This is a genomic window from Bradyrhizobium guangzhouense (assembly GCF_004114955.1).
Taxonomy (GTDB): Bacteria; Pseudomonadota; Alphaproteobacteria; order Rhizobiales; family Xanthobacteraceae; genus Bradyrhizobium; species Bradyrhizobium guangzhouense.
The window spans coordinates 78,384-99,271 of record NZ_CP030053.1 but is presented as its reverse complement, the minus strand read 5'-3'; the positions used below and the strand labels follow the sequence as shown (position 1 = coordinate 99,271).

General features: G+C 66.4%; 13 protein-coding genes. 2 read left to right on the top strand and 11 right to left on the bottom strand.

Features of this window, described 5'->3' with window-relative positions; translation table 11 throughout:
• Positions 1–59: 59 nt before the first annotated feature.
• The 10 genes from addA to ubiE all read right to left on the bottom strand — a co-directional run bounded on the left by addA (position 60) and on the right by ubiE (position 16,907).
• Complete coding sequence (addA, locus tag XH91_RS00420) at positions 60–3,569, bottom strand: double-strand break repair helicase AddA (protein WP_164938234.1); 3,510 nt, start codon at positions 3,567–3,569, stop codon at positions 60–62.
• Positions 3,563–6,706: a double-strand break repair protein AddB gene (gene addB, locus XH91_RS00415; RefSeq protein ID WP_128948763.1), complete on the bottom strand. Its 3,144-nt coding sequence runs from the start codon at positions 6,704–6,706 to the stop codon at positions 3,563–3,565. Before addB ends, addA begins: the two co-directional genes overlap by 7 nt.
• Positions 6,707–6,943: 237 nt before the next feature.
• Positions 6,944–7,666 (bottom strand): nucleotidyltransferase family protein, encoded by a 723-nt coding sequence (locus XH91_RS00410; protein WP_128948762.1) that lies wholly within the window; start codon positions 7,664–7,666, stop codon positions 6,944–6,946.
• 123 nt (positions 7,667–7,789) lie between these two features.
• Positions 7,790–8,107, bottom strand: a complete 318-nt coding sequence (locus XH91_RS00405) for a PilZ domain-containing protein (protein ID WP_128948761.1) — start codon at positions 8,105–8,107, stop codon at positions 7,790–7,792.
• An 88-nt stretch (positions 8,108–8,195) separates the two neighbouring features.
• Positions 8,196–9,728, bottom strand: coding sequence for a tRNA (adenosine(37)-N6)-threonylcarbamoyltransferase complex ATPase subunit type 1 TsaE (tsaE, locus tag XH91_RS00400; RefSeq protein ID WP_128948760.1), 1,533 nt, complete (start codon positions 9,726–9,728; stop codon positions 8,196–8,198).
• Positions 9,725–12,229, bottom strand: coding sequence for a PAS domain-containing sensor histidine kinase (locus XH91_RS00395; RefSeq protein WP_128948759.1), 2,505 nt, complete (start codon positions 12,227–12,229; stop codon positions 9,725–9,727). The genes tsaE and XH91_RS00395 overlap by 4 nt, the downstream gene beginning before the upstream one ends.
• Positions 12,230–12,602: 373 nt before the next feature.
• On the bottom strand, positions 12,603–13,061 hold the full coding sequence (dut, locus tag XH91_RS00385) for a dUTP diphosphatase (protein WP_128948757.1): 459 nt from the start codon (positions 13,059–13,061) through the stop codon (positions 12,603–12,605).
• Complete coding sequence (gene coaBC / locus XH91_RS00380) at positions 13,058–14,518, bottom strand: bifunctional phosphopantothenoylcysteine decarboxylase/phosphopantothenate--cysteine ligase CoaBC (RefSeq protein WP_128948756.1); 1,461 nt, start codon at positions 14,516–14,518, stop codon at positions 13,058–13,060. The genes dut and coaBC overlap by 4 nt, the downstream gene beginning before the upstream one ends.
• Positions 14,519–14,574: 56 nt before the next feature.
• Entirely contained in the window at positions 14,575–16,149 is a 1,575-nt protein-coding gene (gene ubiB / locus XH91_RS00375) for a 2-polyprenylphenol 6-hydroxylase (protein ID WP_128948755.1), read from the bottom strand.
• Positions 16,146–16,907 (bottom strand): bifunctional demethylmenaquinone methyltransferase/2-methoxy-6-polyprenyl-1,4-benzoquinol methylase UbiE, encoded by a 762-nt coding sequence (gene ubiE / locus XH91_RS00370; protein WP_128948754.1) that lies wholly within the window; start codon positions 16,905–16,907, stop codon positions 16,146–16,148. The genes ubiB and ubiE overlap by 4 nt, the downstream gene beginning before the upstream one ends.
• A gap of 81 nt (positions 16,908–16,988) precedes the next feature.
• Between ubiE and mutM the strand changes: the two genes are divergently transcribed.
• A complete protein-coding gene (gene mutM / locus XH91_RS00365; protein WP_128948753.1) occupies positions 16,989–17,870 on the top strand; it encodes a bifunctional DNA-formamidopyrimidine glycosylase/DNA-(apurinic or apyrimidinic site) lyase in 882 nt (293 codons plus the stop codon).
• A gap of 336 nt (positions 17,871–18,206) precedes the next feature.
• Here the strand turns inward: mutM and XH91_RS00360 are convergent, their stop codons facing one another.
• Entirely contained in the window at positions 18,207–18,947 is a 741-nt protein-coding gene (locus XH91_RS00360; protein ID WP_128948752.1) for a ParA family protein, read from the bottom strand.
• A gap of 245 nt (positions 18,948–19,192) precedes the next feature.
• Between XH91_RS00360 and ggt the strand changes: the two genes are divergently transcribed.
• Positions 19,193–20,872, top strand: a complete 1,680-nt coding sequence (gene ggt / locus XH91_RS00355) for a gamma-glutamyltransferase (protein WP_128948751.1) — start codon at positions 19,193–19,195, stop codon at positions 20,870–20,872.
• Positions 20,873–20,888: the final 16 nt, after the last annotated feature.

Below are 20,888 nucleotides of genomic sequence, written 5' to 3'. Positions count from 1 at the left end.
CACTCGGTTGAAAGAGAATCGGCGCGACCTGGAATCGCGCCGGGGATCATGGCGTCAACCTATGAACGGCCCCTTGCCGGGTCAAGGACGCTCACACCGAGATGAAGAGATGCCAGCGCCGCGTCCAGCGCGGGGGCCGAAATCTCCATATATTCAAGGGTCTCGGTCCAGAGCAGCACGGCGCGGATGGGCCTTTGGGGATAAAGCCGCGAAAGCACCGCCCGGTACAGCGCGAGCTGCCTGACATAGGCGGCGGGCGCATCGGCGGCGCTCTTCGGAGCCGTCTGGTTGGTCTTGAAATCGACGATCAGAACCTCTGATGGCGTCACCACCAACCGGTCGATCTGCCCCGACACCAGCGCTGGCGAGCGGCCCGGCCGCTCCAGCCGGCCGACGATGGCGGCCTCGGCCCGGCTGCCCGCGGCAAAGACCGCAGCGAATCGCGGCTCGGCGATCAAGGCGAGCACCTTGTCGGCCAAAACGGCGCGGTCGGCCTCGGTCCAGTCAGTCGCATTGCGGGCCATGAAGCCGAGCGCCGCCTCGCGCCGGCGCTCGGTGGCGAGGTCGGGCAGCGACTGCAGCAACCGGTGCACCAGCGTGCCGCGCTGGAGCGCCAGTGCGCGGGACTGAACTGATTCACCTGATCGGACCGCGCGGCCTTCCTCGGCCGGCTGGCCGGAGGGGCGAACCGGATCGTCGTCGATCAATTCGCGCGGTGCCGGCGTCCGCAGCCAGCCCGGCAAGGTGATGGTCTGGTCCTCGGATGCCGCCGGCGTGCCCAGCGCCGCCGCATCCTCGGGACGGGCGAATCGGGTCACCTTGCCGAGTGGCGTCTCGACCGTTTGCTTATCCAGGCCCGAGCCGGTGAGCCCGGTATCGATTAGGTCGTACCAGCTCAGCTTGCGGACCGTCCGCATATTGCCGGGCATGCAGCCGCCGACGATCAGGCGGTCGGCCGCGCGCGTCATCGCGACGTAAAGCAGGCGGCGATATTCGTCTTCGGTCTCCTCCAGCATCGCCTTGCGCGCGTCGGCGACGGGTTTTGGATCATCCGCCTTGCGCCCGGCCCACACCACCACCTCGCCGCCATTGCCGCGCGGCACGTTGATGAGCCTGATACGCTGGGAGTCCGCGGGCGACGACGTGGTGTCGACCATGAACACGACCGAGGCCTCGAGGCCCTTGGCGCCGTGCACCGTCATCACCCGGACTTCGTCCCGGGTGATTTCCATGTCGCGCTTCACTTCAGTGTCGGCGGAGCGCAGCCAGGCCATGAAGCCTTGCAGCGAGGCCGGTGCCTTGCGTTCGCAATTCAGCGCCAGCTCCAAAAATTCGTCGAGCGCGTCATTCGCTTCATGACCGAGCCGGCGCAGGATGCGCGCGCGGCCGCCATCGCCGCCGAGCAGCCAGGCGTAGAAGGCGAACGGCGTCTCCTCGCGGGCGCGAATCTCGCAGGCTTCCAGGCGACGCAGCACGGTCGCGAATTTCTCGCTGTCAGCCGCATGCTCGCCGAGCGCGCGGCGCAGCGATCCCTTGCGGTCATGAGCGAGCTGAAACAGATCGTCGTCATCAAGACCGAACAGCGGGCTCTTCAGCGCCACCGCCAGCGCAAGATCGTCCTGCGGCAGCAGCAGCGCATCGGCGAGGTTCATCAGATCGATGATGGCGATGTGCTCGGTCAGCTTCAGCCGGTCGGCGCCGGCGACGGGGACGCCGGCGTGCTTCAGCGCCTGGATCACCGCGTCGAACGCATTGCCGCGCCGGCGCACCAGGATCAGCATGTCGCCATAGCGCAGGGGGCGTCGCTCGCCCTCGTGCCCCGTCAGCGTGCCGCTCTCGACCAGCCGCTTGATCTCGGCCTGGATGCGGCGCGCGAGCTTGACCTCGGGGCTGGTGACGGCGACGCCGTCGAACGGCGCGCGCCAACCCTCGATCTCCTGTCGGTCGTCGGCCTCGGCGAGATCCCACAGCTCGATCACGCTCGGGCCGGCATCGGCCAGCGCGTTGTGCAGGGGATGGCCGATCTCGACCGAGTGGATGCTCCTGTAGATCGCGGGATCGCGGAAGACGTGGTCGACCGAATGCAGGATCGCAGCACCCGAGCGGAACGAATAGGTGAAAGCGACCGGATCGAATTTCAGCCCGGCCGCGGTGAACTTGCGGTGCAGCTCGCGCCGGCGCGCGTCGAATTCGTGGGGCGCCGCGCCCTGGAACGAGAAGATCGACTGCTTCTCGTCGCCGACCGCGAACACCGTGCGGTTGAGCCCCTCGCGTGCGCCTTCGCCGGCCGTGAACTCCGAGATGATGTGCGCGACGATGTCCCATTGCCGCGGGCTGGTGTCCTGGGCCTCGTCGATCAGCACGTGATCGACGCCGCGGTCGAGCTTGTAATGCACCCAGCCGGAGGAGATGCGATTCAGCATCGCCAGCGTCTTGTCGATGAGATCGTCGTAGTCGAGCAGACCGCGTTCCTGCTTCTCGCGGCGATAGTTTGCGGCGGCGGCGGTCGCGATGTGCAGGAGGGCCGCGGTGCGGTCACGCATGGTGACGGCGCGGCGCTTCTCGATCAGGCCACACAGGCGAGACGCCTCGTTCTCGAACAGCCGCGCAACGGACGGATTTTGCTCGCCGAACTTCTTGGTCAGCACCGCCTTGCGCGGCAGCTTCTCGTCGGTGAGGAAGACGGACAGATACGCATCGACCTGCGCCGCGCCGGAAAACGCCTTGGCCTCGCGAAGGCGGCCCGCCTGGTCGTTGTCGGATTTGCTGCCGTCTTCCAGCGCGAAGGCGATATCGTCCCAGCGCGAGCGCGGCAGGAAAGGGCCGTCGAGGATTTCGGTCTCGACATCCTCGATGCGGTCGCTCGCGTCGACGCCCAGCACGGCTGCCATCTGTTCGGCCGCAGCCCCCGCATTGCCGGCCTCGTCGGTCCAGGCCATGAAGTGGTCGCGGCTCAGGCACGCCTCGCGCACGACCTCCTTGAAGGTGACGTCGGCGGCGCTCGCCATCGCGGTCAGCAATGCGCGGCCGGTGACGCTGTCAGGATCGCGCGCGGCCTCCAGCAGCACTTTCAGATTGGCGCGCTCCATCATGTCGGTCTGGTCGCGATCGTCCATGACGGCGAACCGCGCCGGCACGTTGGCCTCGAACGGGAATTGCTGGAGCAGGCGGGTGCAGAGCGCGTGGATGGTCTGCACCTTCAATCCGCCCGGCGTCTCCAGCGCGCAGGCGAACAGCTTTCGCGCCTCCCGGCGTAATTTGCGATCGGGATGGGGGATGCCGACGGCGCGGATCGCGGCATCGAGACTGGTATCGTCGAGCGTCACCCAATGTCCCAGCGTCGTGAACACGCGCTCCGCCATGTTGGCGGCGGCGGCCTTGGTGAAGGTGATGCAGAGGATCTTTTCCGGCGGCACGCCCGATAGCAGCAGGCGGATCACGCGCTGCACCAGCACATGCGTCTTGCCCGAGCCGGCATTGGCCGACACGAAGGCCGACGCAGTCGGATCGGATGCGCGCGCCTGCCGCGCGCGCACCTCGTCGGGGATGGGGCGCGGCAGCCTTACCATTCCTCGATCCCCAGGCCGCCGGCCGCGGACCATTCCTTGATCCGGGCGAGATCGTCATAGGCGCCGTAGCGGTTGGTCCACATCGGCAGGTTCAGCGAGGTGTAGGGCTGGTTCTCGTCGTCGAAGGCGCGGATCAGCGCCTCCAGCTTGGCCCGCGCTTCGGCTGCAGCCGTATCGGGCGGCTGCGGCTCGTCGCCCGGCTTGTATTTGAGCTCCAGGATGCGTTCCTCGCCCGGCGGGTTGTTGCCGCTGAGGCGGACATAGACGAGCTGGCTCACCGACGCGCCGGCGTCGATGTCGGGGAAACCGCCCTCGCGCAGAATCGCGGCTTCCAGGGTCAACTGCGGCGACAGGCCCATGCGGACCTGCTTGCCGGTCGGCGGCTGGCCGGTCTTGTAATCGAGAATCGCGCAGCCGCCGCCCTGGCGCCGCTCGATGCGGTCGGCGCGGGCCGAGAGAATGAAGCTGCGCTCTTGGTCGAGCCGGATCGAGATCTCGCCGCGGGTTTCCGCGGTGATGGCTTCGATCGCGTCGCGCCGCGCCGTCTCCCACTCGCCGAACCAGCGCGCGATGCGTTGGAAGCGCGGCCACCACAGCGCCCGTGCCTCGGGCCGCTCCATCAGCGGCGCGAAATGCTTTTCGCCGATCGCACGCAGCACGCGGGCGGGATCATCGGGCAGGCGTGCAGCGTAGGTCTCGGTGAACTCACCGATCGCATCGTGGATCGCCGAGCCGCGATCGGCCGCCGACAGCGGCATGTCGACGGGATCAAGCGCATCGAGCCGCAGGATGTACTTGGCGTAGATCGTGTAGGGATCGCGCAGCCAGTCCTCGATCGCGGTCACCGACATCTTCAGCGGCCGCGTCGCGCGCGGCGGTCGCGGCTCGGGCTGCTTGATCGGCTTGACCTCGGCGGGCTGGTCCAGCGCGCCTGCGAACTGCACGTATTTTTCGCCGGCGCGGACAGCCGCCATCCAGAGTTCGTCGCCCGCAACAGCTTCCAGCCGATGCAGGAAGCGCGAGGCGACGGCCGGTGCGCCGCCGGCCTTGGCGGAATGGGTGAGGATGACTTCATTGCCGCCGAGCAGTTGGGCGAAGTCATGCGCGGAGAGCCCGATGCGGCGCTCCGGCAGATCGAGACCCAGCTCATGCCGCATCGGCCGGCTCAGCCAGGGATCGATGCGCGGCGCCGGTGGCCAGACGCCCTCGATCAGCCCGCCGATGATGATCCGGTCGGCCTGCATCAGGCGCGATTCCAGCGGGCCGTAGATCTGCAGGCGCGCGCCGGGCTTGTCGCTGCGGCGTACCGCGCGGTCGCTGAACGCGGTCTGGAAGACGTCGGCATAATCGGGCAGCGTCACCATCAATCCGCTGGTGGTGCCGCCGCGCAGGAGATCGTCGAAGGCGCCGGCGAGCGCGAGGCCTTCGCGCTCCTCGAAGGCGAGCGAAATGCCCTGCTCGTCGCGCGACAGCTCGATCATGATCTCGCGATGGCGGTGCGCGAGCTCGGCAAAGTCGAAGGGCTTTGATGCTGCGAGGCTCTCGATCGGCGCCAGGGCTTTCTGCAACGAATCGATCAGCGCCTGGATGCCATCGAGATCTTCCGCCTTGAGACGCGCGCGCGGCTCGGCCGCGTGCAGCGCGGAGACTTCCCTGCGCCAGAGCTTTGCCAGCTCCTCGCGAAAGCGATTGAATTCGCGGAGCAGACCGCCGGTGCCCGCGGGCGGGCGCGTGCCGCGCAGGACCGCAAGCTCCAGATCCCCGATCGCCGCCTTCCATGCGCCGGGTGCGCGGCCGAGCCGGCACAGCGGATGCTTCAGCATCGCCAGCAGCGTCGGCGGCTCCGAGCCCCTGGTCGCGGTCTCCGCCACAAGGCGCGCGAAGACGCCGGCGGATGTTTCCATCAGCGCGTCGCCGCCGGAATCGTCGAAGGCGAGATCCCATCGCGTCAGCGCGGCCATCACGCGGCGCGCCAGCGCGCGGTCGGGCGTCACCAGCGCCGCTGATTTGTCGAGATGCCGCGCCTCGCGCATGGCGATGGCGATCGCGAGCGCTTCCATTTCCGGATTGGGCGCCTCGACCACGGCGAGGTTCTTCATGCCGCCTGCGATCTTCGCGGCGACATCCGGCTGCTTCAGCCGGTCATGCCATTTCTCGGTTGCGCTCGACGGCCGCATTGATTCGGAAGCAAGGAGATCGCGCCCGTGCGGTGCAGCTGGCTCCAGGATCTCGACGTCGCTGCGCTTGATGCCGAAGCGCTGGAGCAATCCGTGCATCGCATATTGCGGATGGTTCGAGGTGGGATTCTCGGTGACGCCCAGCAGGTCCCTGCTGCCGCCGATGATCCGCCAGGCTTCCTCGTCGAGATCGGTGTCGAGACCCGGCAGCACAACGGCGCCGTGCGGCAGCGAGGCAACCGCATGCAGGAATTTTGCGGTGGCCGGCATCGAGCCGGTCGAACCGGCCGCAATCACCGGGCCATGCGGATGCGCGGTCAGGCGCTTTGCTTCCGCCGCGATCAGGAGATCGCGCCGCGCCGCCGGCTCGATCCTGACGATCTCGGCGAGATGAGCGGGCCAGGCAACGCGCGCGATGCGCAGGAACTCGAGCGAGTGCTGCCAGTAGCGGTCGAGCATGTCAGGCACGAGCCCGTCGAGCTTGCTCCAGTCGACGCCGCGCGTCACCATGTCGTCGATCAGGCGCGCGAGGTCGCCGGCCAGCGCCAGCGTCGAGGCGGGGCCGCCGACCACCAGCGGCGCCAGCACCGGGCCCTTGGCCCAGGCGGCGACGAGTTGCGCCAGCGTCAGCCGCCGTTCGAGCTCGCCGAGCCGCGGCGGAATCTCGAGCGGCGTGGTGCCTGAAAATGGCTCGCCTTCGTCGGCGAAAGCGAGCTCGTCCTCGTCGATATCGCCGAGCGCGACGATACGCGGCAGCACGACGGCGTCGGCTGCCATCTCGTCGAGGAAGATCTCGCGCACCACGCGCATGGCGCGACGTGTGGGCAGATAGAGCGTCGCGTCAGCCAGCCGCGCCGGTTCCTTGCGCGCCTCGAATCCCTCGACCAGCCGGCCGTCGAGCAGGCTCGTGACGATCGTGCGCAGGAACGGAACCGAGAGGGGAACGCTGAATACGCGCATGAGCTGCCTGATTCGAAGGATCAGGCAATATAGGGACGCGGGCGAGAATGGTCATGGGTGGGGAGGAGATAGTCCCCGCTGTTTGCGACCGGTCGCGTGCCCCGGATGCAACGCGGCAAGAAATGACGCGTTGCTGAGCCGGGCCCATGCTGCGTCATAGTGATTGTGGCGACGTGGTGCCCGGCTCTGCGGAGCGGCACTTCGCGCCGCACCGCGTCGGGGACACAGGAGCGGCCCCTACGCCACGCTCTCCAGAAAAGCCTCTTCCGCGGCGTGGACCGCATCGGGCGTGCCGACATGCATCCAGACGCCGTCGAGGCGAAGGCCGAACAGGCGCTCCTGCTCGTTGGCGCGGTCGAACATCTTGGTCAGCGAGAATTCGCCCTGCGGCGCGCCTTCGAAGATCTTAGGCGACAGGATCGCCGCGCCCGCATAGACGAACGGGACGATCTCTTTTTCCTTGCGCTTGCGCAGGGCGCCGTCGGGCAGCATGCCGTAATCGCCGCGGCCGCTATAGCCGATGCTGGTTGCGGTCGGCGCCATCAGCAGCAGGATGTCCATGCTTGCGGGGTCGAAATTTTCCGCGAGCCGCGTCAAATTGGAGCGCACGCCGTCGATCCACAGCGTGTCGGAATTGACGTGGAAGAACGGCGCATCGCCGAGCAGCGGCAGTGCCTTGACCACGCCGCCGCCGGTGCCGAGCACCTGGTCGCGTTCATCCGAGATGGTCACGCGCGGATGCTGGCGCGCTCTGGTGTGCGCGATGATCTGGTCGGGCAGATAGTGCACGTTGACCACTGCGTCGGTGACGCCGGCCTGGGCGAGCTTGTCGAGCACGTGGTCGAGCAGCGGCTGGCCGGCCACCGGCACCATCGGCTTCGGCATCTTGTCCGTCAGCGGACGCATGCGCAGGCCGAACCCCGCGGCGAGCACCATGGCTTTGGTCGGTTTGACGGACATGCTTTGGCTTTCTCGAACCTCGAATTCGCGTTTGCAGCAATCCTAGCACGGACCGCAGTCGGCCGCACCGCATCTCAACGGCCTTAAGCTCCCGCCGTGACGGTTGTGCGACGTGTGTTGCCGTCACGCCCCGACGGCTGTGGAACGCGCCTTTTTCTTCTTGTCGCCGACCTTCAGGAAATTGACGCCGATCTGGTCGCCATTCACCCAGGCCAGTTCGCAGCGCCGATAAGCGAGCCCGGTGGACGACAGCACCAGAAAGAATTCCTTCAGATGCAGACCCTCGACCGAGCCGTCGATGGTCAGCTTGGCGCCGCTCTCGGAGACGTCCTCCATGGTGCATTCGCGCCGCCAGGTGCCGTCAATGCCCATCATCTGGGCCAAAACCCCGCGCTCGAAAACAACCCTGTTATTCCCGCGATGATCCGTCTTGACCGCCATCTGCCTCAAGCTCCAGCCCGTCCTTGTCCGGCTGCCCGCGGGCGATGATACCGGTGTGATGGCTAACAGCCGGTAAATCGGTTCCGGCTCAGCCTCCAGGCGGCCTTTGCGGCGGCGGGACGTTGGCGAGATACCAGTCGCGCAAATGCACGAGGGCCGGATGCGCGAGCGAGCGCTGAAGATAGGTCCAGATCCGCGGCTGGTGGCGCAGATAATGCGGCTTGCCGTCGCGGCGGTTGAGCCGGGCGAAGGTGCCGAGCAGGCGCGTGTTGCGCTGCGCCGACATGATGGCATAGAGCTCGGCAAAGCCGGCCGCATCGAAGCTCGCGTCTCCTGCACGGCGCGTCTTGATGTAGCGCGACAGCAGCGTCAGCTCGAGGCTCTCGGGCACGTCGATGCGGGCGTCCTGAAGCAGCGACACCACGTCATAGGCGCGCGGGCCGAGCACGGTGTCCTGGAAGTCGATCACGCCGACGCGCGCCATGCCGGAGCGATCCGCGAGCCAGATCAGGTTCGGCGAATGGTAGTCGCGGATGACCCAGGTCTTTGGCGCGGCCAGTGGCTTCTTCAGGAGCTCGCGCCACATCGCGAAGAATTCCGCGCGCTTCTCGCTGCTCAATGGCGCGTTGCGATCGGGCAGATACCATTCAGCCATCAAGCCGATCTCGATCAGCAGCGCCTCGGTGTTCCAGGCCGGAATGGCATAGGTCTGCCCGTCCAGCGGCAGCGTCTCCGGCAGCGTCTTGCCGTGGAGCACGGCCAGCACGTCGGTCGCGGCTTCATAGCGTTCGGGAATCGGCCGCGGCGGATTGCCTTCGATCACGCCTTCGCTGCCGAAATCTTCCGAGATCAGAAAGCCATGGTCGAGGTCGCAATGGTGGATTTTCGGCGCCGAGATCCCCGCCGCGCGCAAACCTTCGTCGATCGCGACGAACGGCTTGATGTTCTCAGCCAGATGCACCGCGGCGCTGTAGGACTTTCCATTGTAGGTCGCAGCGCCATCCGGGCGCTGCGGCGAGTTCATCAGGATGACGCTGCCGTCGTCGCGGATCAGGCGCGCATAGGAGCGCGTCGAGGCATCGCCGGGCATGTGCTTGCGCGTCGCATCGACATAGCCTGACGCCTCGAGGAATTCGCGCAGCGTCTTCAGCCGAGCAACGGTGGCTGCACTCTTGCCGTAGCCGGTGATGTCGGCGGCGCGCGCATTCGAGCCCAGCGCCGGGCGATGTGTCAGCGCGATGTCGATGCGGTCTTCAGGCATGGCCGATGGCGCACGCTCGGGCCATTCGATCAGCACCAGCGTCGCGTCGGGCAGCGGCGACAATCCGATCTCCTCGAGCTCGCTCTCGTCCTCGACGCGGTAGAGGTCGGCATGCATCACGGCAAAGGCTGCGAGCTCGTAACTCTGCACCAGCGTGAAGGTCGGGCTCGGCACTTCCAGCGCGTCGTCGCCGGCGAGATAGCGGATCAGGCTGCGGGCCGCGGCCGTCTTGCCGGCACCGAGATCCCCTGTCAGCGTGATGGTGTCGCCGGGGCCGACCAGCAGCGCGAGGTCGGCCATCAATTGCGCGGTCGCCGTCTCGTTGTGGAGCGCGACGGAGAGTTTGGCGGGTTCGCTCATTCGGCGGCGTCGCGATGCGCCGCCTGGTCGGTCGGGAAGTCGCAAGTGACGACCGTGCCTTTGCCGACGACCGAATCCACCTGAATCTTGCCGCCATGCAGCTCGACGAAGGAGCGCACCAGCGACAGCCCGAGGCCGGCGCCGCGATGACGCGAGCCTTGCGAGCGGCTTTCGAACCAGTTGAACACCTTGTCCTTCATGTCGGCAGGTATTCCAGGTCCGGAATCTGTCACAATGAAGACCACGCTGCGCTCGGTGCGGCGCGCGCTGATGCCGACGGTGGAATCCTGCGGCGAGAAGCCGACGGCATTGGCGAGGAGGTTATAGAGCACCTGCACCACGCGCTTCTCGTCGCCGATGAAGCTGCCGACATCGGGCGCGATCTCGACCTTGAGGCGGATGCGATCGGTGGCGAGCCGGTCCTGGATACCTTCGGCGGCAAGCTCGATGGTCTTGCTGACGTCGACCGGGCCGAGCTCCAGCTTCATGGCGCCGGCATCGATGGTGGCGAGATCGAGGATGTTGTTGGTCAGCGCCAGCAGCGCGTTGGTCGATTTGGTGACGTAGTCGAGATATTCGGCCTGCTTCGGCGTCAGCGGCCCGGTCGAGGGATCGCTGAGGAAATGCGCGAAGCCGATGATGGTGGTGAGCGGCGAGCGCAGCTCGTAGGAGACGTGGTGGACGAAATCCACCTTCATCTGGTCGGCCGCCTCCAGCGCCTCGTTGCGCTCGCGCAGCGCGCGCTCGACATTCTCGGTGTCGGTGATGTCGAGGAAAGTCAGCATGGTCGCGCCGTCGTGCAGCGGCCGGATCATGCCGTCGAGCACGCTGCCGTCCTTGCGCTCCAGCTTGAGCGGCACGTCGCTGCGGTTCTCGATCGAGGTGATGGCCTCGCGGATCTGGCGCCACACCACGGGATCGTCGAACAGCTGATGGCACCAGCCTTCGACGGTCTGGATATGCGGCTCCTCGCGCATGGCGTCGTTGGAGAGCTTCCACATCCGCAGGAAAGCCGGATTGAACAGCTGCGCCTTGCCGTTGCTGCCGAACACGGCGACGCCCTCGGCGAGGCTGTCCAGCGTCTCGCGCTGCACCCGGATCATGCCGTCGAAGCGGCGGGCGAGCTCGAGGCTCTCGGTGACGTCGTCGAACAGATAGGTGACGCCGCCCTCGGGGTTCGGCGTGGTGACGACCGAGAGCGCGCGGCCGTCGGGCAGGTACCAGGTGTCCTTGGCGGCCTCGACCGCGCGATAGGCCTCGTGCAGCTTGGCCTTCCAGGCGCGGAAATCAGGCTGCTCCTGTAATTTGCGCGCGGCGCGAAGCTGGTCGAGCACGCTGGAATCGTCGGGGTGGGTGTCGAGGAAATTGCGATCGAGGTCCCACAGCCGCCGGTAGGAATCGTTGTAGAAGGCAAGACGGCGCTGGCCGTCGAACACGGCAACGCCCGACGAGAGCTGGTCGAGCGTGCGGCGATGCGCCTCCGCCATCCGCACCAGCGCCGCGCTCAGGGCATCGGCTTCGGATGCGTCGATCGCGACACCGACACTGCCGTGGCCGACATTGACGGAGCGCACGTCGTACATGCGCCGCTCGCCGCTGATCACGATCGGCAGCCGCGAGGTGAAGTGAGCGGTATCCTTCAGGCTGCGCTCCATCGCGCTGCGGTCGGCGCTATCGAGCAGCTCGAGCCTGCGGTCCTGGGCATCCGCGATGCTCGTGGCCTCGGTCGCCCGCACATAGGCCGGATTGGCGAAGGTCAGCGCGCCGTTCTCGCCCTTGGCCCAGATCGGCCATGGCGCGGCGGTGGCGAAGCCGCGCAGCATCTCGGTCTCGTCCGAGAGCGCCTTGTAGCGCAGATTGGTCTCGGCGAGATCGCGCCGCAGGCCGGAGAGTTCGCGAATCCGGACAATGGCCTGGCCGCCGATGGCGCGGCCCAGCGCTTCCAGCGTATGGCCGTTGGCGGTGGTCAGCGTCAGCTGGAAACCATCGCCGCGCTCGCGCAAGCCGTCGACGGCGTGATCCATTTGCAGCGCCGGTTCCGGCGGCAGCCAGGTTCCGAAGGCGAGCACGCGCTGCGGCGACGAGTCGCGTGGCACCACCATGGAGATGTCGCCCGAGATTTGCGCGCGATCATCGCCCGCCGGCCACGAGATCAGGATCTGCGGCTCGGCGAACAGCAGTGCGCCGAAGCGGTCGGTCTGCAACTGGAGTTCCCGGATCCGCTCCTGCAGCGCCGCCTCGTTCTTGGCCGTGCGCACGCGAGTCCGCATCAACAGGATTGCAGCCACGACCGTGAAGCCGAGCAGAGCCAGCGCGGTGGCGAGCACCGCGAGCTCCTGCCGGTTGAAATCCAGCAATATCGAGAGTGTGTCGACGAGGTCGGCGGCATCAGCCGGCTCAGCCGGCAACAGCGCCGCGAGAGCGCCTCCCAACAGGCTGTTGCGCGCCAACGAAGTGCACGACAGCAGCGTCCGACGCATCGACACGATCACGCCTGACATAGTTGCCCCAAGACCGCACGAATTGACCTCGCGGCGACCCCCGTCGCGCGCGAATCAAACGACAATACCCCCACCGCGACTCCACCGGTAAGAGTCCAGACCGTGAACGCAAACCCGGCCCCAAAAAAATGCGCGGCGAGGAGTTCCAGCCTCACGTAATTCTGCGGTGATTTGGTTGGTGGTGCTGGGTGTTAGCGGCTGATGAGATTGTTTCCGCGAAGCAAGGTGCGCTCCCTCCCCCGCTTGCGGGGGAGGGTTGGGGAGAGGGCTCTCTCCACACCGGGACACTCCCCCGGAGGAAAGAACCCTCACCCGCGCCTTCGGCGCGACTTCTCCCGCAAGCGGGAGAGGTGAGACCAACTCGCAGCTCGGCTTACCGCCCCGTCGACCCAAACCCGCCGGCGCCGCGATCGGTCGGCGACAGCGTCGCCACCGGAACCAGCGCGGCCTGCACCACGGGCGCAATCACCAGCTGCGCGATGCGCTCGCCGCGCTTGATCACGAATGGCGCCGGGCCGTGGTTGATCAGGATCACCTTGATCTCACCGCGATAGTCGGCGTCGACAGTACCGGGCGAGTTCAGCACGGTGACGCCGTGCTTGGCCGCAAGGCCGGAGCGCGGCCGCACCTGGGCCTCGTGCCCGGGCGGTAAGGCAATCGCAAGCCCGGTCGGCACCAGCGCGTATTGGCCCGGCGCGAGCGTCATCGGCTCGCCCTCCGGCACCGCCGCCATCAGATCGAGGCCGGCGGCCTCTGCGGTCTGGTACGCCGGCAGGGCCAAGCCTTCCGCGTGCGGCAGGCGTTGCAGTTCGACCGTGACTTTGCTGCTCAAGAGGCCGGCTCCAACGATTTGTCGACGGATTTGTCGGTCACGCTTTTCACGATATGCGCGACCAGTTCGATGGCGACCTGTTCCTTGGTCATGACGGGCCAGGAATCAACTGTGAGCTCGCCGTTGTTCTCGGCATTCTTGCTGATGAGATGCACGGTGTTGCGGTCGCCGCCCATCACGCCTGATGCAGGCGAGACGTCGTTGGCGACGATCCAGTCGCAGCCCTTGCGCGCGAGTTTCGACTTCGCGTTGTCGATGAGATGCTCGGTCTCGGCGGCGAAGCCGATCACCAGCGGCGGACGTTTGTCGGCGAGCTTCGAGATCGTGGCGAGGATGTCGGGGTTTTCGACCAATTGAAGCGGCGGCATGCCGGCCGCGGTCTTCTTCAGCTTCTGCTCGCCCTCGACGGCAACGCGCCAGTCGGCGACGGCGGCAGCGAAGATCGCGATGTCGGCGGGAAGCGCCGATTGCACCTGCTCCAGCATCTGCCGCGCCGATTCCACGTGCTTCACGGTGACGCCGGCGGGATCGTCGAGATCCACAGGGCCGCTCACCAGGATCACTTCCGCGCCCGCGGCTTGCGCTGCGGCAGCAATGGCAAAACCCTGCTTGCCGGAGGAGCGGTTGGCGATATAGCGCACCGGATCGATCGGCTCGTGCGTGGGGCCCGCGGTGATCAGCACGCGCTTGCCGGCGAGCGGCCGCGGCAGCGGCGGCCGTAGCAGTTTCTCGGCAGCATTGGCGATCTCGATTGCTTCCGACATGCGGCCGACGCCGGCTTCGCCCGCTTCCGCCATCTCGCCGGAATTGGGGCCGATCAGCAGCACGCCATCGCGCTGAAGCTGCGCGACGTTGCGGCGGGTCGCGGCGTTGTTCCACATCAGCGGATTCATGGCCGGCGCCAGAAGTATCTTGCGGTTGGTCGCGAGCAGGATGGCGCTGGCGAGATCGTCGGCATGGCCGTTTGCCATCTTCGCCATCAGATCGGCGGTCGCCGGTGCCACCACGATCAGGTCGCAGTCGCGCGCCAGGCGGATATGGCCGGCGTCGAACTCGCTCTGGGGATCGAACAGATCAATATAGACGCGCTCATGGGAGAGCGCGCTGACCGAGAGCGGCGTGACGAATTGCTCGGCCGCCTTGGTCAGTACGCAGCGCACCTCGATGCGCCGTTCCTTCAGCCTGCGGATCAGGTCGAGCGATTTGAAGGCCGCGATCCCGCCGCCGATAATGAGGGTGACGCTGGCCTCGGGGACGGCGCTGGAGCGCACGGGCGCCGGCGCGGGAGATGCCTCGGGCGGCGCCGAGAACGGCGTCAGCGGCTCCTCACGGCCCTCGATCAGCTCCCGCAGGATGACCCGGACCTCTTCCTCGACCGACCTGTGATTCCTGGCCGAGCGCAGCCGCAGATAGGCTTTGACGGTGTCGTCGAGCTTACGGATGGTCAGGCTTGCCATGACGCCCTCCAGCACGGAATGATAGCGATGCTATCATTAGCGTGATTGCAATGCAATCACATGCGCAACAGGGCGACGAGAATGCCGATGGAGGCGGCAGCGATGACGCAGAGCGCGATTGTGCTGACACGGGCTTTCTTGGCCTCCTTGCGACCCAAGGCCTCGATCGTGTCCGGCGACAGGAAGTGACCCTCGCGAGTCATGTCTTCCATCTGCTCCAGCACGGTGACGGCGCGGTTCGCGATCTCGGGTAGTTTCGAAAGCAGGTGACCCAGCACACCGGCGCCGGACATCGCGCCCTGGATACGGCCGACAGGTCCGAGATTGCGCTCGATCCATTCGCGGACGACGGGATCGGCGACCTTCCAGATGTCGAGCCTGGGATCGAAGCCGCGCGCCACACCCTCGACCACCACCATGGTCTTCTGCAGCAGGATCAGCTCGGGCCGCGTCGTCATGTCGAACAGGCCGGTGACCTCGAGCAGCAGCGTGAGCAGGCGCGCCATCGAGATCTCCTCGGCGGTGCGGTTGTGGATCGGTTCGCCGATGGCGCGGATCGCTTGCGCGAAATTCTCGACCGAGTGATGCGAGGGTACATAGCCCGCCTCGAAATGCACTTCGGCGACGCGTCGATAGTCGCGGGTGATGAAGCCGAGCAGGATTTCCGCGAGGAAGCGCCGCTCCTTCATGCCGAGCCGGCCCATGATGCCGAAATCGACCGCGACGAGGCGGCCGGCGTCATCGAGGAACAGATTGCCCGGATGCATGTCGGCGTGAAAGAAGCCGTCGCGCAGCGCGTGGCGCAGAAAGCTCTGGATCACCTTGCGGCCGAGATCGGGCAGATCGACCTGCGCCTCTTCCAGGCGCTTGTGATCGTTCAGCGCGATGCCGTCGATCCACTCCATCGTCAGCACGTTGTGCGTGGTGCGGTCCCAGTCGACATCAGGTACGCGGAAATCAGGATCGCCTTCCGTATTCTCCGCCATCTCCGACAGCGCGGCCGCTTCAAGCCGCAAATCCATCTCCATCGCGACCGAGCGCGACATGGTGTTGATGACCTCGACGAGGCGCAGCCGCCGTGCCTCGGCCGAATAGGCTTCGGCCTTGTGCGCGACGTAGAAGAAATCGGAGAGGTCGCGGCGGAAGCGCGAGGCCACGTTGGGCCTGAGCACCTTGACCGCCACTGCCTTGCGGATGCCGTCACGCATCACTTCGCCACGATGCACCTGCGCAATCGAGGCGGCCGCCACCGGCGGGCCGAATGTGACGAAAATATCCTTCAGCGGCCGCTCCAGCGACGTCGCGATCGCGGCTTCCGCCTCGGCTTGCGAAAACGGCGGCAGGCGATCCTGCAGGCTTTCGAGGTCGCGGGCCATGTTGAAGCCGACGACGTCGGGGCGCGTTGCGAGGAACTGGCCGAGCTTGAGATAGGCCGGGCCCATGCGCGTCAACGCGCGCGAGAGCCGCGGTCCCTGCTTGACGCCGCGGCGTTCGACGAGACGCGCCAGCTTCAGCGCAAGCTGACCGGGCGGCGGCACCAGGCTCGGGTCGACGGCGCCGAACACGCCCTCGCGCGCAAACACGAACGCAGCGCGGATCAGGCGCGTGATGTGGGTGATGGCAGAAATCACAAACGCCAGCCCGAATGCAGTGCGACGATGCCGCCGGTCAGGGTCTGCCAGCTGACGCGGGAGAAGCCGGCCTCGCGAATCATGTCGGCGAAGGCGTTGGGCTTGGGAAACTTGCGGATCGATTCGACGAGATACTGATACGACTCGGCATCGCCAGTGACCATGCGTCCGAGCGGCGGGATCACCTTGAACGAGAACAGATCATAGAGCTTGTCGAGCCCGGGCACCTCGACCGTGGAGAATTCCAGGCAGAGAAAACGGCTGCCGGGCTTGAGCACGCGATAGGCCTCGCGCAGCGCCTTGTCGATTTGGGGCACGTTGCGAATGCCGAAAGCGATCGTATATGCGTCGAAGCTGCGGTCGGCGAAGGCCAGCGCTTCGGCATTGCCTTCGACGAAATCGACCTGGCTCTCGAGATGACGCTTGGCGGCGCGCTCGCGGCCCACGGCGAGCATGTCGGAATTGATGTCGCAGACGGTGGCGTGGAAGCCGGGGCCCGCCGCCTTGGCGGCCCTGAACGAGATGTCACCGGTGCCGCCGGCCACGTCGAGCAGCGCGAACGGCCGGTCGCCGCGGGGCGGGTCGAGCGTGTTGATCATAATGTCCTTCCAGACCCGGTGCAGGCCGCCGGACATCAAATCGTTCATCAAATCATAGCGCGACGCCACGCTGTGAAACACATCGTTCACCAGCGTCTGCTTGTCCCCCAGGGGAACGTCTTTGAAGCCAAAATGCGTAGTTTCGCCCGGCCGATCCATTACTCTACTCCACTGGGCGGACCATAGCCCGCCCGCCGCAATGGCGCTATCACACCGCCCTCATAAGGTGAATGCCTGACCATGCCTGAATTGCCCGAAGTCGAGACCGTCCGCCGCGGCCTTCAGCCCGTCATGGAGGGTGCGAAAATCATGGTCGCGGAGGCCCGCAGGCCCGATTTGCGCTTTCCGTTCCAGCCCGATTTCGTGGCCCGGCTGCAGGGACAGATCGTCACGGGGCTCGGCCGACGTGCAAAATATCTCATGGCCGATCTCGGCTCCGGCGACGTGCTGCTGATGCATCTGGGCATGTCGGGCTCGTTCCGCGTCATCAAGCCGGACAACGAGGCGGTATCAGGCGAGTTTCACTATCCCAAGGGGAAGGACTCCGCGCACGACCACGTGCTGTTTCGGATGTCCTCGGGCGCCGACATCGTCTTCAACGATCCCAGGCGCTTCGGTTACATGAAAGTGATCGCGCGCAGTGCGCTCGAGGACGAGCCGCTGCTGCGCGGCCTCGGCCCCGAGCCGCTCGGCAACGAGTTCGACGCCGCGATGCTGGCGCGCGCCTGCCAGGACAAGGCTACCAGCCTGAAAGCCGCGCTGCTCGACCAGCGCGTCGTCGCCGGCCTCGGCAACATCTATGTCTGCGAAGCCCTGCACCGCTCGCATTTGTCGCCGCGCCGCATCGCCGCGACGCTCTCGACCAAGAAGGGCGAAGCCACGGATCATGCCAAGCGACTGGTCGGCGCCATCCACACCGTGCTCAACGACGCCATCAAGGCCGGCGGCTCGTCGCTGCGCGATCATCGCCAGACCTCCGGCGAGCTCGGCTATTTCCAGCACTCCTTCAACGTCTATGACCGCGAAGGCGAGACATGCACGACGCCGCGCTGCGGCGGCACCATCAAGCGCTTCACCCAGAACGGGCGATCGACGTTCTGGTGTCCGAAATGTCAGAAGTGAAGATCGGGCCTGCCGCCGACAGGTCGTGAGTCTCGGCGAAGACGACGGCCCCACCACGTCATTGCGCTCGCAATGACGGGATAGAGCGCCGTCGCTCGCGAACAGCCATTTTGCCCGACAAGTCAGACATCTGCGTGCCGTCGCCGCGATAACTCGGCTGGACGCGGTCCTACTGTGCATGGGGTTGTTTTCGAGATTTTGGCCGGGGCCGCGTTCGTTCCCGCCTGAAACGCGAAGCGAAGCAATCCGGCCGGGCTGGTGGCCGGATTGCTTCGTCGCTTGGGCTCATTCACCGGATGGCGAAGAGCCCGTCTGGACCTTGAGCGATCGCCCCGCTCAGGACGCCAGAACCGTAGTCTCGTCCGCCGAAAGCTCGGTGGCGGCATGCAGCACTCCGTCCGCCGCCGACATGACCTGATCGATCAGGAGATTGCCGGCGGAGAGCTCGAGGCGGGTCTCGATCCAGCGCCAGAGGCCGCGCACCTCCTCGGTCGACTTGCCGTTCGGCGCGAACTCGCTGACGGCGAGGCCCGAGGCGAGCGAGTCCTGGTGGTCGTTGCGCATCACGATCAGCGGGCGGGCGAGCACGTCAGTGAGATCGAGGGCGGCTTCCTCGGCGAGCGCGCTCGCCGCGTTGTCGATGCGCTGGCCGCGGATCGGCGTCTGGTTCAGCACGAAGCTGTAGGGGCGCTTCCAGGCGCGCGCGACGCTGACGGTGGAGACGGTGGCCTCGATGTCGGCGACGCTCGGGCGGGCCGGGATCAGGCAGAGGTCGGAGTGGCGGATCGCGGCGGTGGTGGCGGCGGACAGGCCGGCCGCGGTGTCGACGATCGCGAGCTGGAGGCCGCTGTCGGCCAGCATGTTCAGCCGCGGCGCGAAATCGGCGGCGTGATAGATCGGCTCGACGACGACATCGTCATTGTTGCGGCGGCGCGCCCAGTTGGACAGGGTGCCCTGCGGGTCGGTCTCGATCAGGCGGACGGTGAAGCCGGCCTGCTTTGCAGCCAGCGCGAGGCCGATGGCGAGGGTGCTCTTGCCACTGCCGCCCTTTTGGGTGGCGAGTACGATCGTGTGCATGGAGAGTTGAATCCTTTGGAGTGCTTGGGTCTGGGATAACGCCACGCGAACGTGCATCGCTTTTTCGATGCTGAGCTCTTCTCGCTCAGGACGTGCCTTGCCCGATCCAAAGGGGGGACCGCGGATGTCCGAATCAACGCTAACGATGATGGCAGAATCAGGAATGCCAGCTAATCCGTACCATTACTGGACCCGTAATCCTGCGTGTGATGTGCTCGCTATCGTGAACAAGAAGGACATCAGGCATGGGCGGAAACTGGCGCGACCGGACGGCGACGAGCTTTGAATGTCAGAAGATGCCGGCGGTGTCGAGCCGCGGCATGGTCGTGAGCAACCACCCGCTGGCGTCCAGCGCCGGCGCCGAGATGCTGGCGGCCGGCGGCAACGCTGTCGATGCGGCGATCGCCACACTGTTCACGCTGACCGTGGTCGAGCCGATGATGGTCGGCATCATCGGGGGCGGCATGGCGCATATCCGCCTCGCCGACGGCAGCCACCGCATCATCGACGGCCAAAGCACCGTGCCCGCTTCCGTGCGCGACACCACCTACATTTCGAAGCCGGGCTCGGCTCACGACGTGTTCGATACCGTCGGCAACGAGAATTTGAACGGGCCGAAAGCGGTCGCGACGCCGGGCTCGCTGAAAGCCTGGTGCGAGACGCTGCAAAGGTTCGGCACCATGAGCCTCGCCGACGTCATGCAGCCCGCGATCAAGCACGCCGCGCGCGGCTATGCGGCGACGCCCTATCTGCACGAATGCATCAGCGAGAGCGCCGCCACGATGCGCCAGGACAAGCCGATCGCGGCAATCTATTTGCCCGATGGCGAGCCGCTCAAGGTCGGCGAGCGCGTGGTGCAGGCAGAATATGCCGAGACCCTGCGCCACATCGCCGAGCATGGCGAGAAGGCTCTTTACGACGGGCCGCTCGGCGACATCCTGGTCGATTACATGGAGAAGTCGGGCGGCTTCATCCGCCGCAATGATCTGACGAGCTACAAGACGGTCGAGCGGCAGCCGATCCGCGCCGACTATCGCGGCTGGACCATTTTGGGCCCGCCGCCGCCCGCGGCCTCCGGCGTCCACATCGCGCAGATGCTGAATATTCTCGAAGGTTACGACATCGGCGGCCTCGGCTTCGGTACATCGGAGACCATTCACTACCTCGCCGAAGTCCTCAAAATCGCTTTCGCCGATCGCGCCGCGGCCAGCGGCGATCCTGATTATGTCGGCGTGCCCGTGGAGAAGCTGACCTCGAAGGCCTATGCCGAGGAGCGCCGTCGCGCCATCGATTCGGCGCGTGCGCAGGCTTTTGGCGCCGGTGTGACGCAACTCGAAAGCGCGCACACCACGCACATGACGGCGGCGGACAGTTTCGGCAATGTGGTTGCGACGACGCAGACCATCAACAATCTGTTCGGCGCCAAGATCATGATCCCGGGCTTAGGAGCCATCGCCAATAATTACATGAACCTGTTCGACCCGCGTCCCGGCCATGCGTTGTCGCTGGCGCCGGGCAAGCGCGTGACGACCTCGATGTCGCCGATGATGGCGCTGTGCGGCGGCAAGCTGCGCTATGCGCTCGGCCTGCCCGGGGGCAAGCGCATCTTTCCGAGCGCGATGCAGGCGCTGGTCAATTTGATCGATCACGGCATGACGTTGCAGGAAGCGGTCGAAGCGCCCCGCGTCTGGACCGAAGGCAATGCGCTCGAGGTCGAACAGGCTGTGCCGGCAGCGGTGCGCTCAAAACTTACGGCGCTCGGACACAAGGTCCAGCCCGTCGCGACCGTCGCCGGCGGCATGAACGGCATCGCCTTCCACGACGACGGCACCATGACCGGCGCCGCCTGCTGGCGCGCGGATGGCACGCCGGTCGGGATCTCCGGCGGGCTTGCGAAGACTGGTGTACGATTCAGGTTGAGCTAGTCTCGTGCCCCGGACG

Bases quoted from the DNA above. Each gene is read 5' to 3' on its own strand.
- addA (WP_164938234.1), bottom strand. From the start codon at position 3,569: ATGGTAAGGCTGCCGCGCCCCATCCCCGACGAGGTGCGCGCGCGGCAG.
- coaBC (WP_128948756.1), bottom strand. From the start codon at position 14,518: ATGGCAAGCCTGACCATCCGTAAGCTCGACGACACCGTCAAAGCCTAT.
- ubiE (WP_128948754.1), bottom strand. From the start codon at position 16,907: ATGGATCGGCCGGGCGAAACTACGCATTTTGGCTTCAAAGACGTTCCC.
- XH91_RS00410 (WP_128948762.1), bottom strand. From the start codon at position 7,666: ATGTCCGTCAAACCGACCAAAGCCATGGTGCTCGCCGCGGGGTTCGGC.
- ggt (WP_128948751.1), top strand. From the start codon at position 19,193: ATGGGCGGAAACTGGCGCGACCGGACGGCGACGAGCTTTGAATGTCAG.
- addB (WP_128948763.1), bottom strand. From the start codon at position 6,706: ATGCGCGTATTCAGCGTTCCCCTCTCGGTTCCGTTCCTGCGCACGATC.
- XH91_RS00360 (WP_128948752.1), bottom strand. From the start codon at position 18,947: ATGCACACGATCGTACTCGCCACCCAAAAGGGCGGCAGTGGCAAGAGC.
- XH91_RS00395 (WP_128948759.1), bottom strand. From the start codon at position 12,229: ATGTCAGGCGTGATCGTGTCGATGCGTCGGACGCTGCTGTCGTGCACT.
- XH91_RS00405 (WP_128948761.1), bottom strand. From the start codon at position 8,107: ATGGCGGTCAAGACGGATCATCGCGGGAATAACAGGGTTGTTTTCGAG.
- mutM (WP_128948753.1), top strand. From the start codon at position 16,989: ATGCCTGAATTGCCCGAAGTCGAGACCGTCCGCCGCGGCCTTCAGCCC.
- tsaE (WP_128948760.1), bottom strand. From the start codon at position 9,728: ATGAGCGAACCCGCCAAACTCTCCGTCGCGCTCCACAACGAGACGGCG.